This is a genomic window from Mesorhizobium sp. Mes31 (assembly GCF_024519675.1).
Classification (GTDB): domain Bacteria; phylum Pseudomonadota; class Alphaproteobacteria; order Rhizobiales; family Rhizobiaceae; genus Mesorhizobium.
Genome location: NZ_JALJRL010000014.1, coordinates 123,527 through 138,524, shown reverse-complemented (window position 1 = coordinate 138,524; position 14,998 = coordinate 123,527). Strand labels below are relative to the sequence as shown.

The 14,998-nt window shown below is 61.4% G+C and carries 11 protein-coding genes; 8 read left to right on the top strand and 3 right to left on the bottom strand.

Features of this window, described 5'->3' with window-relative positions; all coding sequences use genetic code 11:
• Positions 1-306: 306 nt before the first annotated feature.
• Entirely contained in the window at positions 307-2,598 is a 2,292-nt protein-coding gene (locus NR193_RS23060; protein WP_256753056.1) for a polysaccharide biosynthesis tyrosine autokinase, read from the top strand.
• A 48-nt stretch (positions 2,599-2,646) separates the two neighbouring features.
• On the opposite strand, the gene NR193_RS23055 is transcribed toward NR193_RS23060, so the two are convergent.
• Positions 2,647-3,819 (bottom strand): glycosyltransferase family 4 protein, encoded by a 1,173-nt coding sequence (locus NR193_RS23055; RefSeq protein ID WP_306280435.1) that lies wholly within the window; start codon positions 3,817-3,819, stop codon positions 2,647-2,649.
• A 24-nt stretch (positions 3,820-3,843) separates the two neighbouring features.
• Positions 3,844-4,995, bottom strand: a complete 1,152-nt coding sequence (locus NR193_RS23050; protein ID WP_256753054.1) for a glycosyltransferase — start codon at positions 4,993-4,995, stop codon at positions 3,844-3,846.
• 219 nt (positions 4,996-5,214) lie between these two features.
• On the opposite strand from NR193_RS23050, the gene NR193_RS23045 reads away from it, so the two are divergent.
• Genes NR193_RS23045 through NR193_RS23015 form a run of 7 tightly spaced genes read left to right on the top strand, consistent with a single transcriptional unit; the run spans position 5,215 to position 12,166 of the window.
• Positions 5,215-6,582, top strand: coding sequence for a polysaccharide biosynthesis/export family protein (locus tag NR193_RS23045; protein WP_256753053.1), 1,368 nt, complete (start codon positions 5,215-5,217; stop codon positions 6,580-6,582).
• The gene (locus NR193_RS23040) at positions 6,579-7,241 is read left to right on the top strand and encodes a sugar transferase (protein WP_256753052.1); all 663 of its coding nucleotides are present in this window, start codon (positions 6,579-6,581) and stop codon (positions 7,239-7,241) included. The genes NR193_RS23045 and NR193_RS23040 overlap by 4 nt, the downstream gene beginning before the upstream one ends.
• Positions 7,238-7,915, top strand: a complete 678-nt coding sequence (locus tag NR193_RS23035; protein WP_256753051.1) for a PIG-L deacetylase family protein — start codon at positions 7,238-7,240, stop codon at positions 7,913-7,915. Before NR193_RS23040 ends, NR193_RS23035 begins: the two co-directional genes overlap by 4 nt.
• Before the next feature lie 22 nt (positions 7,916-7,937).
• On the top strand, positions 7,938-9,113 hold the full coding sequence (locus tag NR193_RS23030; protein ID WP_256753050.1) for a DegT/DnrJ/EryC1/StrS aminotransferase family protein: 1,176 nt from the start codon (positions 7,938-7,940) through the stop codon (positions 9,111-9,113).
• Positions 9,110-10,120, top strand: a complete 1,011-nt coding sequence (locus tag NR193_RS23025) for a thiamine pyrophosphate-dependent dehydrogenase E1 component subunit alpha (RefSeq protein ID WP_256753049.1) — start codon at positions 9,110-9,112, stop codon at positions 10,118-10,120. The genes NR193_RS23030 and NR193_RS23025 overlap by 4 nt, the downstream gene beginning before the upstream one ends.
• Positions 10,121-10,123: 3 nt before the next feature.
• Positions 10,124-11,056, top strand: coding sequence for an alpha-ketoacid dehydrogenase subunit beta (locus NR193_RS23020; RefSeq protein WP_256753048.1), 933 nt, complete (start codon positions 10,124-10,126; stop codon positions 11,054-11,056).
• A gap of 12 nt (positions 11,057-11,068) precedes the next feature.
• Positions 11,069-12,166: a NeuD/PglB/VioB family sugar acetyltransferase gene (locus tag NR193_RS23015; RefSeq protein ID WP_256753047.1), complete on the top strand. Its 1,098-nt coding sequence runs from the start codon at positions 11,069-11,071 to the stop codon at positions 12,164-12,166.
• 140 nt (positions 12,167-12,306) lie between these two features.
• On the opposite strand, the gene NR193_RS23010 is transcribed toward NR193_RS23015, so the two are convergent.
• Complete coding sequence (locus tag NR193_RS23010; protein WP_256753046.1) at positions 12,307-14,397, bottom strand: acyltransferase family protein; 2,091 nt, start codon at positions 14,395-14,397, stop codon at positions 12,307-12,309.
• Between the last annotated feature and the right edge of the window lie 601 nt (positions 14,398-14,998).

Here is a 14,998-nt window from a genome sequence, read left to right as displayed (position 1 = left end):
CCGGCCTGCGGTCGGGCTTTGCCCAGTACCCGCGAGGGACCCCGGCGTGATTCATCCTCACTCCTGAAATCTATTTGAGGCTTCTTTTAACCAGCCTCATGGACATGCAGTTCGGTGTATCTGCCAAGATGGGCCCCCGGCTAACCACGCTATCCTTTCGGATAATACCGTTGCCGCGACTAAGCCTCTTGAACGCGCTCGCGCCCGCGCATCCATGGTAAAAACTTGTCGCTTGGGTTCGGTCTCGAAACTCGGCTTTTGGAAGACCGGTGAGACCGACGAGGATAAATCTAAGGGGCGCAATCTGTGAGCTTGATAGACGAAAACAGCGTGTGGAACCGACTGGGACCATTCCTTCAGGATTCGCCCGAGCCATTGGAGGAACGAACATTCGGCGTTCGTGAGCTCTACACTCTTTTCCGCAGACGCCTCCCCTTGATCATTGCGCTCATCATTGCCGGCACCGCTCTTGCTCTTGTCGCCGCCCTCGAACTTCCCAAGACGTATACGGCTCGCTCCATGATCGTTGTCGAAACCGACAACCCCAATCCTCTCGACACCGCGCAGGCGCAGCCGAACCAGCAGCCCGACAAGTCGCGGATGGACACCGAGGCGGATCTGATCACCTCTCGCGTATTTGCCAGCCTGGTTGTCGACAGGCTCGACCTCATCGAGGATCCTGACTTCAACACCTATCTGCCCCCAGCCGCAGCCGGTGGGACTTCGGGCACTGGAGTGCTGTCACAGGCCGTCGGCTTGATCGCCTGGGTACCGCAGAAGATTTTCTCTCTTGTCACCGGCGGCAACGCGCAAGATACGTCTCTCCCGCCCAAGGCTGTGCAGCAGGACCGGGCGATTTCGTTGTATCTGGCGAGCCTGTCGGTTGATCGTTCTGGCGAAAGCGCGGCGATGACGATCTCGTTCTTCAACGACGACGCAGCGACCGCAGCCAAGATAGCCAATGCAACGGCCAGGCTGTTCGTGGAATGGTCTCGTGACAACAAGCGGCAGGACATCAAGGACGCCGTCGGCTTCTTGAGGCAGCAATCGACCGAGGTTGCGTCACGGATTGCCGCGATCGAAGGCCAGATCGCCAAATACGCGAATGATCATGGTGTCTCCAGCGATCCGCGCGATGATCTGCTGCGCGCCTCGATCCAGCAGGCAAACGAGCAGCTCAGCACCGCCAGAGGTGAGTACACGCAAGCGCAAGCGCGCCTCGCCCAGGTCAGGCTTGCGGCCAAGACTGGCGACACGGGGGCCAGCGTCGATCCCCTGCTCTCGTCGGATTTTCTGACGTCGCTGCGCAACGACGAAGCGACCGCAATGAGGGACCGCGCGCAGCTGGCCAGCAACTACGGTCGAAATCACCCGTTGGTCCAGGAGGCCGATGCAAAGATAGCGGCCGTCCGTGCGATGATTTCTCAAGAGATGCTGCGGACGATTGCCATCCTCGAAAATGACGTCCGTGTCGACGAGGGCCGGGTCGACCAGCTCACCAAGAGCCTGGAGACTTCCAACGAAGAACTGCGCCAAAGGAGCCTGGCGGAAGCAAAGCTGCGTGAGCTCAACAACAACCTGACAACCGAGCAAAAGCTCTACGACCTCGTGTCCGGCAGGCTCGGCAGCCTCGATCCGTTTTCAGAAGCGGTCGCGCCTGGTGTGCGCACCGTCTCCGACGCTGAGATCCCGACGAGTCCTTCCTTTCCCAAGCTTCGTTTGATGGTTGCTGGCGGTTTCACCGCATCGCTTGTCCTGGCCTTGATCCTCGTGCTGACCCTCGAAAGCATGGATGTGCGGGTACGGGATTCGCGACGGGTATCGAAGCTGATCCGCGCTCCCCTTCTGGCGTCAATTCCGCAGTTGCCCCAGAAGTTCCTGCAACGCGCGCTGCCGCCGCTTGAAACCTTGCTGTCGCAACCGCGGTCGGCTTTTTCCGACGCGTTCCGATCGCTTTACGGTGCCTGCACCCGGATGAATGGTGGGCGAGGCAAACATATTATCCTGGTCAGCTCCGGCTTGCCGCAGGAAGGCAAGACAACGACGGCCATGGGCCTTGCCATGGCAGCTGGGATGGATGGCGCCCTGACAGCGCTGATCGATCTGGACCTGCGAACCCGCAGCCTCCACGGCGCCATGAGGCTTGGCTCCGCCAGCAAGACACTCAACGACTATCTGAACGGTGATTGCGCTCTGGCGGAAATCGTTCAGACGCTGCCTGAAATTCCGCAACTGGATGTGCTGGCGCCATCCGCCGACGATCACACTTCGCCTGAATTGCTCAACTCCAGCCAACTCGCCAAGTTGCTGGAGGCATTCCGGCTCGAATACGACGTGGTGATCATCGATGCACCGCCCGTGCTCTTTGTCGAAGATGCAATCAGGATTGCCGCCTCGGTGGACACCATCGTGGTCGTGGCCGCATGCGACAGCACAACGCAAGAGGCTCTTTCCCAGGTTGTCGAGCGCCTGCGGTTCGCCGGCGGCCCATCGATCGGCTGGGTGTTGAATCGGGTCGACCCTTTCCAACTGGCTCGTGGCGCCTTGCGGAAAGCCTATCTGAGACGGCAGCAGATAAAGCGCTATTTCCCCGCTTGATTGTCGGTTTGACTGTCGATGGCCGCGGAGCCGATCGCTCTCGACCGGCTATATTCCCATAGCCTCGAGCAAGGTGTGGTTCACCTTGTGAACGTCGAAGCGTTCTTCCGCGAGCTTTCTTGAATTGGCGCCCATTTTTGCCGCGAGATGCTCATCTTCAAGAAAAGCCCGCTGCGCCGAGGCGAGAGCATCCACGTCCCGTGGCTCGACCCGAAAACCGTTCTCGCCGTCGATGACCGTTTCCTGACAGCCAGGCGCGTTGGTCGTGATTATTGGCCGGCCTGTCGACAAAGCCTCCAGCGCGCTGCGGGGAATGCCCTCCCGGTAGTAGGAGGGCAACACAAACACCGTGGATGCAGTCAGATAGGGGGCGACATCGTGTGTTTCGCCGAGATATTCCACGTCGCCTTCCCTGGTCCACTCGTCCATTTCGGCCTTCGAGATGGAGAGAGGGCTGGGATCGAACGGCCCGAGAATCTGGAAACGGGCGGTGCGGTACCTGGTTTTCAGGATGCGCGCGGCGGCGGCAAACTCGGCAATCCCCTTCTCGCGAAGCAGGCGGGCAATCAGAAGGAAGACGGGAGGTCCCGACGGTGGACGGCTGGCGGCAAACAGCGTCAGGTCCACTCCTGAACCTGGAACCATGATCACCGGCGTCGTCGCAGAGACCATCCCATGGCGCCTGATGTCGGAAGCGTCGGCATCATTGTAGGCGAAAACAGCTTCGCAGCCGACAAGCGCCGAGCGGTAGAGACCAATGCTCAATCGGCGCAGAACAGTTGCGCGCAGTCCCGTCATGCTGCCGCTGAATATGAAGCCGAACCCGGTAAAGAGCGCAAACCGCCGAGGGACTCCGGCAAGGCGGGCGGCCAGCCCGCCATAGATGATCGGCTTCATCGTGTAGGCCAGGACGATGTCCGGGGCCAAGCGGCGCATCAGCCTGTAAAGCGCCTTGAGCGTTCGCAGATCGGCCAGCGGATTTGTACCTGCCCTGGCCATCGGAATTTGTCGGAAGGCCACGCCAATTTCCTGGAGCCTGGCGATCGCCTGTTCATCCGCATCCGGGGCCAGCGTGATGACCTCATGCCCCGCGGCGACCATGGCTTTCAGCAGCTCGATGCGAAAATTGACAAGCGAACGCGTCAGGCTCGCCACCACGACGATCCGCTTGCGGCGCGCCGCATTGTCCGCGGCGGACGGCGGGTGATCTCGGCCATTCATATGCACAGCAACCACCAATCGCTCCTATCGATCCGGGATACGGCGACGGCGCGCCAGAGCCGCTTCGTAGAGTTCCAGGTGCCGACCGACGTAAAGTGGAAGAGAGAAGTTCTCCATGACGCGGCTGCGGGCTTGCTGACCCAAAGCGCGGCGGTCGGCCGGCTTGAGGTCTAGAAGCCTGATCAATCCCGCGGCCAGTGCGTCACTATCCCCCGGCGGAACGACCACTCCGCTGTCGCCGACCAGCCAGCCGGAGTCGCCGACCTCCGTAACCACCGCCGGCACGCCACTCGCCATCGCCTCGCCCACGGCAAGGGAAAAGGCCTCACCCCAAGCCGAGCAAAGCGCGTAGACATCGAAGCCCGGCATGAGGTCGGCGATGTCACCGCGGATGCCCGGCGTTGTAATGCGGTCGTCTATGCCGAGCTCACGGGCGGCGAGCCGCACCGGGCCGTCGGCATGTCCGTCTCCGATAAACACGCCCTGAACGTCGTGCCCCAGTGCCAACAGACGGCTGATGGCCCGGACCAGGCTGACCTGGTCCTTCATGGGATGAAACCGTGCCACATGTCCGATTATCAACCGTCCGGGCGGCAAGCCGAACAGGCGGCGCAGCTTCGCGCCGGCGTCGGCCGAGGGAGAAAACTGATCACAATCAGTCCCGTTCGGGATGACCACCCTGCGGCGCGGATCAAAGCCCAGACGCTCGTGATCGGCGGCGGCGACGCGTGAGCAATATGAGATCGCGCTGGTGCGGCTCGACAGACAGGCCGAGAGCCGGATCAGCTGGCGCGTCAACGGTTTCTCGTCGGCGAGATCGCGAATCGTGTGGTGGATGCTCCAGATTACCGGTGAGAAATTGAGCCCTAGCACCGAACCGAGCATTGCCGCGACGTTGCCATGATACATCCAGCCGTGAAGGAGATCGGGCGCCGCCCTGCTTATCGACCGTGTCAGCCGAACGACATCGCCCGGACGCGGCCGTTCCGCCATGTCCAGCGAAATGACCTTGGATTTTGTATGCTCCACCTGTGCAGCCAACGGTCCGGGAGAAAGCAGGGATAGAACCGAAGACGAGAAGCGATCCTGGTCGAGCTTGCCCAGAAAACGGGCAAGCATGATCTCGGCACCGCCGACGTTGAGACCGGTTATAGTGTGAAGAACACTCGTGTGCACGGAAGCTTCCCAGCTGTCTGCAACGCTACGCCACGAGGAAGCGTTCAATCGGCCGACAGTACCCAGCCGCACCATACGTTGGTTGCGGCTCACATCCAGTTAGCCAAATTGGGTGGGCACGAGACCGAAGGTTATCACCGCTCCACCAAAGGTATGACTCATTGTGCTCGCGCAGGTGTCGCTAGGGTCTTTCACAGGAAATTTGTGTGGCGGGCTGCTATGGGGTTTTATTGCAATGCCGGGTGGAGCGGGCGGCCGATAGGCGCCTGGACCAGCACATTCGTCGCGAAGGCGTTGAGGCACGCAGGGATTGCGGTTTTCGCGATTGCGGCGATCCTTGCGGGTTCCCAGATTGCTGCCTGGGCCGCCACCGGCGATGACTACAAGCTTTCGGTCGGCGACGTAGTGTCGTTTGATTTCATTGACGATTCGCTTCCTGCCGAACAGCTGACAGTGGCCAGTGATGGCGCCGTCATTATTCCGCTGATCGGCAGTTTCGAGGTCGCCGGCCTGACAGTGCCGGAAGCCCTCGGCCAGATTCGCAAAACCTTCATCGACCGTCAGTTCTTCAACGATCCCCGTATCTCTTTGGCGGTGGTGAGCTTCCGGCCGATTTTCGTCCTTGGGGATGTCAAGGCGCCGGGCTCGTTTCCTTACCAGCCAGCACTGAATGTCGAGCAGGCGGTGGCGCTTGCCGGCGGCCAATCGACAGGCGGAGCCACTGCCGAGGACCGCGTGGTGACGCGCGCCCGGCTGCGCGGAACCCTCGATGAAAGCGTGGTGCAGATCGCCAAGGAAGCGATCGCCGCGGCGCGCATCAAGGCTCAATTGGCAAACAGCGACAAGATCTCGGAACTGGATCTGCCGGCCAAGATCAAAGGCCTCATCAATGCCAGTCTGATCGCAACGCTGCTTCCCACGGAGCAGCGCATCCTTGAAACGGATCAACACGCGCTGAGCACACGCCGCAAGCAGCTCTCGGCGGGGATCGACGAAGTGAACGTCGCCCTCACCAACATTCAACAGCTTTCCGATATCCAGAAGACGGTGATCGCTTCGGCGCAAGCCGATCTCGATCGCATCAGGGCCCTCAACAAAAAGGGTCTCGTCACAATTACAGACCTCTCGAACGCCGAGCGCGAGGCGACCACGCAGCAGTCGCATCTGCTTGAAATCTACAATCAGGCTTCGACGGTGCGCCGAGAGTTGAGCCAGTTGCAGCGTGACCTGGACGATGCCACCCAGATCTGGACGCACACGGCGCTGACGGATCTTCAAGCCCACAACTCTGAAATCGAACGTCTGATCGCGGTTCGCGAGTCGACGGAGGAGCAGATCCTGCTGTTGAGCTCACTGGCCGCGGAGCAGACACGAACCAACAACACCATCGCGTTCACGTACCAGATCCGCCGCAAGGTAAATGGCCAGACCGCCACGAAGGTCGTGACCCTCGACGACCCGGTTGCGGCCGGAGACACGATCCTGGTGTCAATAAACCGCCTGGACGGTGCCCTGGACATGGCAAACCGTCTGGACGCCACCGCGGCGGCTGCCCCCTCCACGGTCCAGGTCGGACCGACGCAATGATCGGCCTGAGCAACCCGATGGCCCGTTCCGCCGACTGGGCTGCGCGAGCGCCGCTCGGCCGGGCAATGCCCAGCCGGATCGCTTCGGTGGTGCTTTTGGTTCTCAGCCTGCCGCTATGGATCGTGGCTGCCGCGATTGTCTGGGCGAGCTTGGGCCGTCCACTGTTTTTCCGCCAGTCCCGCAGCGGGCTGGGAGCTCGCCCCTTCATGATCTGCAAGTTTCGCACGATGCATGAGGGGCGAGATGCGGATGGCGCGCTGCTCCCCGACGCCTTGCGTGAGACTCCAGCCACGCGGCTGATGCGCTCCATGCGCATCGACGAGCTGCCGCAACTTCTCTCGATTGCCAGGGGCGACATGGCCTTCATAGGGCCCCGCCCGTTGCTCCCGGCCACCATCGCCGAGTTCGGCGAGCTGGGGCGTATTCGTGGCACGGTCCGTCCCGGCTTGTCCGGATGGGCACAGGTGAACGGCAACACCCGTCTCACCAACAGCGAGAAGCTGGCGCTTGACCTCTGGTATGTGCGCAACCGCAGCCTGTGGCTCGACCTGCGCATACTGGTTCTGACCGTGCAGGTCGCACTGTTTGGCGAACGCGTCGACCGCCGCCATGTCGACCACGCTGTGAAGGCGATGCCCGCCGGGACGGTTCGGTCATGAGCCCTGCCCTCGGTCGAGTTCTGGTGATCGCGCCGCATCCGGACGATGAGGTCCTGGGGTGTGGTGGCACGATAGCCCGGGTGGCTGCAGAAGGCGGCGAAGTCCATGTTGCCGTGGTTACGCGAGGCTGCCCACCGGCCTTCACCGAGGAGATGACGCAACGGGTTCGCTGTGAGGCGAAGGCGGCCCATGCCTGTTTGGGCGTACGCCAGACGCACTGGCTCGACCTGCCGGCAGCCCAGATCGCCGAGACGCCGCACACGACCCTCAACACGGCACTGCAGACCCTGTTGCGGGAGGTCATGCCGGACACGCTGCTTATCCCCTTCGTCGGCGATGTGCACATGGACCACCAGTTGATCTTCCTGTCGTCACTGGTAGCGGCTCGTCCCGTGCAAGCCCAATACCCGCGGACGATCATGGCCTACGAGACGGTGTCCGAGACGAACTGGAATGCACCCTATGTGACGCCGAGTTTCGTGCCGAACGTCTTCATGGACATCGAAGCGACGCTCGCCCGCAAACTCGAGGCCGCGTCGATGTTCGCCTCGCAGATAAAGGCCTTCCCGCACGAGCGCTCGATCGAAACCTTGCGGGCGCTGGCGATTGTCAGGGGCACCGCCGTCCATTTGAGGGCGGCCGAGGCCTTCGTCCTTCTGAGAAATGTCATCTAAGTTCTAGCTGGAGTGTTCCGAGATGAAACGCTGGCCAATCTACGACGAAGAGCAGATAGCCGATGTGGTCGAGGTTCTGCGATCGGGCCGGGTGAACGCCTGGACAGGCGACCATGTGAAGACCTTCGAACGAGCCTATGCGCGCAGCCTCGGCCGACGTCATGCAGTGGCGCTGGCCAATGGCTCGCTCGCGCTGGATCTTGCCATGAAAATTCTCCACATCGGCCCCGGCGACGAGGTCATCGTGACGCCCCGCAGTTTCGTCGCCTCCGCCGCTTGCGTCATGTTTGCCGGCGCTACGCCTGTTTTCGCGGATGTCGATCCGATCTCGGGCAACCTTTCCGCCGAAACGATCGCGCCGAAGATAACGGCGCGAACAAAGGCTGTCATTGTCGTGCATATCGCCGGGTGGCCATGCGACATGGCGCCGATCATGGCACTTGCAAAGCGCAGCGGCATCAAGGTCATCGAGGATTGCGCCCAAGCGCATGGAGCCGAATACAACGGACGACCAATCGGCTCCTTCGGTGACATAGCGGCGTTTTCGTTCTGCCAGGACAAGATCATCACGACCGGCGGTGAGGGTGGACTTGTCGCGATGGACGACAGGAAATTGTGGCTCGCCGCCTGGAGTCTCAAGGACCATGGCAAGAACTACAATCTGGTCTTTGCCCCACATCGGGCGACCGGGTTTCGCTGGCTGCATGACAGCATCGGCACCAACTGGCGCATGACATCGATCCAGGCCGTGCTCGGCTTGCGGCAGCTCGAACGCCTGCCCGACTGGGTTCGTCAGCGCGAGCAAAATGCCGACATCTGGCTAAGGACGCTTGCTGATTTGCCGATGCTGCGCGCGCCCCGGCTCGATCCGGCGCACCGGCATGCCTGGTATCGATGCTATTTCTATATCAAGCCGGAGATGCTCTCCTCGGGATGGTCGCGTGACGAGCTGATCGCGGCCATCAATGCGGCAGGCGTTCCATGCTTCTCGGGAAGCTGCTCCGAGATTTATCTGGAGCATGCCTTCGCGGATGCCGGCGTGGCACCTCCCGAACGTCTTCCGGTCGCGCGGCAGCTCGGGGAAACAAGCATAGCCTTCCTGGTCGATCCGTCCTGGACGACCGAGGAGACGACGGCGGCGGCATCGACGACGCGATCCATCCTGGTGGCGGCCGCTCGCCAGCTCGAGGCGGCATGATGAACGAGCATGCGATCAGGAAAGATAGAGACGTTCCAGCGTCTTCCCTTGGAGAGCTGAGAATCGTGACGTCTTCGGCATTGCAGAACCTTGCCCTTCCCAAGGCAGGCCATACGCTGCTCGGGTTCGAATTGCCGATGGAGGTCCGGCTTTATCAGCAGATGATGCTCATCCGGCTCGTCGAGGAGCGCTTGCTCGATCTTTTTTCCCAGGGGCTCCTTTTCGGCACGACGCACACGTCCATTGGACAGGAAGCCAACGCGGTGGGGGTGGTGAACGCCCTCGACCGGGATCGTGACATTATTTGGAGCAACCACCGCTGCCATGGTCATTTCATTGCCTATTCGGGCGAAGTCGAAGGCCTGATCGCCGAGATCATGGGACGAGTGACCGGCATTTGCGGGGGACGCGGCGGCAGTCAGCATCTGTGTTTCCGCAACTTCCACTCAAATGGCATCCAGGGGGGCATAGCACCCGTAGCGGTTGGCAGCGCGCTGGCGCGAAAGGACGAGGGCGCTGTCGCTGTGGTCTTCCTGGGCGATGGCACGATGGGTGAGGGAGCCGTCTACGAGAGCTTGAACCTCGCTGCCATTTTCGGCGCCCCTGTCCTTTTTGTGATCGAGGACAACGAAATCGCCCAGACGACCCCAAAAAATCTGACCGTCTCCGGTTCGATCGTCGCCAGGGCCGAACCGTTCGGTATCCGCACGTTCGCCTATGATGGCAACGATCCAGTCGAGATATGCGAGCTTGCCCAAGAGGCGGTAAGCTATGTCCGCGCCGAATCCCGCCCCTGCTGGCTCTACTTGCGAACCGAACGGATTGGCCCCCACAGCAAGGGAGACGACACTCGGCCAGCCTTGCGTCTCGAGCAAGCTCGAGCCAGGGATCCGATCCCCCCGATGCGCCGGCGCGTCGCGAACTTCGAGGAGATCGACGCCTTTTGTCGATCTGTCGTCGACCGCGCGGTCGAATCCGCCGCCGCGGCCGCCATGGCGCGAGGCTGACCCATGCGTGTCGTCGAATCGATCAATCGCGCGCTTCACGATCTCATGGAAGCCAACCTGCGCCTGGTGATCCTGGGCGAGGACATTATCGATCCCTATGGCGGCGCATTCAAAGTCACCAAGGGACTTTCCTCGGCCTATCAGGATCGGGTCTGGACCACGCCGATCAGCGAGGGTAGCATTGTCGGCATGGCGGCTGGACTGGCCCTCAAAGGCAGGCCTGCGATCGTCGAGCTGATGTTCGGAGATTTCATCGCCCTAGCCGCCGACCAGATCATCAATCACGCTGCCAAGTTCCGCTGGATGTATAACGATCAGGTTGAGGTCCCCATCATTATCCGCGCACCCATGGGTGGACGGCGCGGCTACGGGCCGACGCACTCGCAAAGTCTGGAAAAGCATTTTTGCGGCGTGCCCGGCCTTACAGTGCTTGCCACGCATGAGTATGCGGATCCGGGTGCGCTGTTGCATCGGGCCTTCGCTTCCCGATCCCCTCACCTGATCATCGAAAACAAGGTCATGTATTCGAGGCCCGTGCTCGGCGCGGCCGCGCTTCCATCTCCGCCGGATGCAGACATCGTGATCCTGACCTATGGGGGTTGCGTCGAGCACGCGGTTGCGGCCGCAAACAAGCTCGCTGAAGAGGAGGAAATCGCGACCGCCGTGGTGGCCGTTGAACAGCTGTCGCCATTTCCTGGCGAGGATATCCTGAGCCAGGTGGGCAATTGCAGCCGGGTTATCGCCGTGGAGGAAGGCTCTCCCGGCTGGGGCTTCGCATCCGAATGTGCCCGAGCCCTGATCGGCCGGGTCAAGCACTTCAGCGCATTGGCCGGACCGGATCATCCGATTCCCTCCAGCCGCGAATGGGAGGACGATCTGCTGCCGGGTGTGAACGCCATCCAGGCGGCCTGCATCGATCTGTTCACGAGAGGCTAAGCGTTCATGAGTGTGCTTGTCGAAGCCCCGCGGGTTAACGCCAACGAGGACAATCTTCAGCTGATCGAAATCAGGGTCGCGCAGGGTGAGAGGGTCGAGGAAGGGGCTATTCTCTTCGTCCTCGAGACCACGAAGGCCGCGGTTGAGGTTTATGCTCCGGAGGCGGGGATTATCGGCCGGCTCGACAGCAAGGTCGGTGACTTCGTCACTGTCGGCGCGGTGCTGTGCGAAATCGTCAACGAAAATGCGAACGCCGCATCCGCAATGGCCAGCACGGCCACTGCCGGCGTCAACGAGATCGCGATAACGGCCAAGGCCCGCAAGGCCGCGTCCGAGCTCGGGATCGACCTTGCGGATGTCAGTCCCTCCAACGGCCGCATCGGCGAAGCCGAGGTGCGCGCGGCAGCCAGCCGCCGATCCGGGGCCATGGTGGCGGGACCGGACGAATTCCAGCCCGTCATTCCTTCCGCGTCCCTGCGGCGAGCCGTCATCATCGGTGGCGGCGGCCACGCCGCCTGCTTGATCGATGCTCTCGATGGATCCGGATACGACATCCTCGGCTGCACCGATCAGGCTCTGCCCGTTGGGCAGCACGTCTGCGGCGGCATTTCCGTGATCGGTACGGAAGAGTGCCTGGAGCGTTTGCTCGCCGAGGGCACGCGCTACGCCTTCATCGGCATCGGGGGTGCGCAGTCAAGCGAGGTCAGGCGGGCGATGTTCGAACGCGCGCTGGCCATGGGCTTCGTTCTGCCGCCTGTGATCCATCCTTCCGCGATCGTCTCCAAGGCAACCAGGATTGGACATGGCTGTCATATTCTGGCCGGCGCCAGCATCGGTCCGCGCTGTACGATCGGCAACAACGTCATCGTCAACCAGGGAAGTATCGTCTGCCACGACAGCATCGTGCAGGACAATGCGCACCTGACCCCGGGCGCCATCCTCGCCGGCGGCGTGAGCGTCGGAGCGAGGACTGTCGTGGGAATGGGCGCAACCGTGCTGCTGGGCGTCCAGATCGGTGCCGACTGCCTGATCCACAACGGCGCGCACATCAGCGCCAACGTCGGAGACAATACCATCGTTGACGCTCAGGGCCGCCGACACCTCCGCTAGAACAATTCCAGGAAAAGTGTGAAACGGTTTTCCCGGGAAAAGCGCACAGCGCTTTCCCTGGGGAATTGCGTCAAAACAAGGAGTTGGAGCGGTTTGCCGTTTCCGTGAAACGGTGAGCTGCTCTGGTGCCCGTCGAGGCGTCAGGCGCCTCGTCGCAAAGCTCTTGCAAACAATGGCACGAGTGTCCTGGAACCCGGAATGCTGAGGTGGTGGCTGTCAAAGTACAGCGGTTTCCCATCCATTATGGCAACACAGCGGTCCTGCGGACAGAGTACTTGCGTCGGATATACGCGAACGAGGCCGACATGTCGGCCCAGCCTGTCCAAAATACCAAACGCAATCTGCTGTCGTTCCCGATAGAGGCTCTCCGGTATGCTGAAGCTGGACAGGGCATGGCCCCGCAGGGCATGACCCTGCGCTACGAGCCGGGCAGCCGTGGAGGGCACGTCATAACCCACCTCCGGGACGGGGTAGACGATGACCACCTTTTTCCCGGCTTGCAGGAGCCGACCCACGGTTCTCCTGAGCGATGTTTCGAACGCGTGACGCGCCTCGATGGAGAACCGGTCGAATTGAACGCCATCCCGGTCCTGCAACTGCGGAAGATTGCCGTTTCGTTCCGCTGGTCCAAGTTCGATCGCGCGGCCCTCGAGATAAAGCGACCATCTGGCAGCGATTATGACGGTCTTCAGCTCGGGGTGGCCGAGTGCGTATCTAAGCCGCAAATCGTTGCCCCGGATGCAATTTCGGTCCGTTCCGACGCCCAGGAGGGGGGGACAGCGCGGGGTCGCGCCGTAGACCGTGCTTGCGCCATGCGTGGCCAGCTCCGACATTGCACCGAACATCGCCCCCGCATGAGAATCTCCCCATAGAAAGATCCGGGCATTGGCAGTGGCGCCTATAGTACAGGGGGAATTGGCAGCGAGCTGAAGAGACACGTTTGCGCATTCATCCGCCTCGGGGTTGGCGGACAAAGCATAGCTGGACAACACATTCACATCCTTGGAGAAGCGGGTTGGCCAGCCATTGTCCAGATAGATGACTGAACCGGTCATGGCCACGGCGACGATGGCCAAAGCGCCTCCAGCCAGGACGGGCACTGGGCGGGCTATCCGCGACGGTGCCCGCAACGGGCGCTCGATGTATCGCCAAGACATGAACGCCAGCGTGAATGAGGCAGCCACCAGGGCGGCAGACTGAAGCGAACTGAGCTGATCGATTGCCAGATAACCAACCAGAACAATCAGCGGCCAATGCCAAAGATACAGGGAGTAGCTTATCAGACCCACGCCGACGAACGGCCTTGTTGAAATCAGGCGTGTGACCGAGCCATTCGCAGCACTTCCTCCGTGAATGACAAGGGCAGCGCCGACGCATGGAAGGAGTGCCGCGACGCCGGGGAATGAAGTCACATCGGAATAACCCAGCACGGCAACAAGGATCAGCAGCAATCCGGCCCCTGTCGCCACCTCGCACTGCCAGGGCCTGGCGAGACGTGGGAAGGTTCCAAGCGCCAGGAGGCTGCCCAGCAGCAACTCCCACGCCCTGAACGGAGTGAGGTAAAAGGCGGCAGTAGCGTCGTACCGCATCACCATGACAGTCGCGAGGAACGAAATTCCTGCCGCGCTCGCCAGGAGGATGCGAACATTGCGAACTCCCAGCCACCAGATGGATGTCAAAAACAAAGGAAACAGGATGTAGAACTGCTCCTCCACCGCCAGTGACCAGGTGTGGATGAGTGGCTGGTCGTAAGTTTCCCCGTCAAAATAACCCGTCTTCAGCCAAAACCCGATGTTGGACGAGAAGAGCGCCGTGGAGACGGAATTGCGACCGAAGCGCCTGAAATCATCGGGCAGGAAGATGAAGGCGCATGCCAACGTGCAGACCGCCAGCATGGCGAACAACGCCGGAAAAATGCGGCGTATCCGCCGCTCGTAGAAATGCCAGACGGAGAACTCGCCTGCTCGCAAGTCCCTGGCGATCAATTGGGTTATCAGGTAGCCGGAGATGACAAAGAAGATATCGACGCCGACATATCCGCCGCTGAACACGGTGAAACCGGCGTGGAACAGCACAACCGAAACGACAGCGATGGCGCGTAAACCATCAATGTCGGCTCGGTAGGCTGGGGCCGCCAGGGTTGCATGTTGCGATGCCGACCCCGGGAGTTTCCGAGAGTCCAACATCACATCAGCAGCGAGCCTGGGCCTATGATCTTGGTAACTTGGCATACTGGTCTTGTATAGCGCGCCTACATGCTGATACCCGCCCGCAATAAAGGGGTAGTCCGTGCCTTAAATCGGACTAGCGGGCGAAGGGCGACTGGCCATTCCTGACGCCGGCAGGAGCCGCATTCTCGACAGCATTTGACTTACTGTCTGCACGGGCCGCTTGGGATTCGGGTTCGGCAAGCCGCATCCGCCTGCTTTTCAAATGATCGAAAGCTGGGCAGAGCCGCGGAGCGTGCGCCTCGTTTGCGTGACCGACGATCCGCTGAAGGATTTTGCAACGCCCAAGCTGCGGTTGGGCACCGTCCACATCCGGCGCCGGCAGCGCATCCCATCCCCGGGACAGTTCCCGACGACCGCCATCTGGCATATGCCGCGATCACCACGCCGGACGATCTTGATCCGTGTCTCGACCGGATCTTCCGTCGACGGCTCCCGCAGCCCGCCCAGGTATAACCATTCCGGTCAAGTGATCCTGGCTGCCCCCCACTTTTGGCTGGGGGTATCCGCCTATTTCCCCAAGGATTGCAAGACGTGGACTGCTGTAGGGTGAAACGATCTGCCAAGGTCAGGTTTGAAAGCTCAAGATGGCTGCCACCCATTC

Coding starts and splice junctions, on each gene's coding strand:
- NR193_RS23025 (WP_256753049.1), top strand. CDS start 9,110: ATGATGAACGAGCATGCGATCAGGAAAGATAGAGACGTTCCAGCGTCT.
- NR193_RS23020 (WP_256753048.1), top strand. CDS start 10,124: ATGCGTGTCGTCGAATCGATCAATCGCGCGCTTCACGATCTCATGGAA.
- NR193_RS23055 (WP_306280435.1), bottom strand. CDS start 3,819: ATGAATGGCCGAGATCACCCGCCGTCCGCCGCGGACAATGCGGCGCGC.
- NR193_RS23035 (WP_256753051.1), top strand. CDS start 7,238: ATGAGCCCTGCCCTCGGTCGAGTTCTGGTGATCGCGCCGCATCCGGAC.
- NR193_RS23030 (WP_256753050.1), top strand. CDS start 7,938: ATGAAACGCTGGCCAATCTACGACGAAGAGCAGATAGCCGATGTGGTC.
- NR193_RS23010 (WP_256753046.1), bottom strand. CDS start 14,397: ATGCCAAGTTACCAAGATCATAGGCCCAGGCTCGCTGCTGATGTGATG.
- NR193_RS23040 (WP_256753052.1), top strand. CDS start 6,579: ATGATCGGCCTGAGCAACCCGATGGCCCGTTCCGCCGACTGGGCTGCG.
- NR193_RS23045 (WP_256753053.1), top strand. CDS start 5,215: ATGGGGTTTTATTGCAATGCCGGGTGGAGCGGGCGGCCGATAGGCGCC.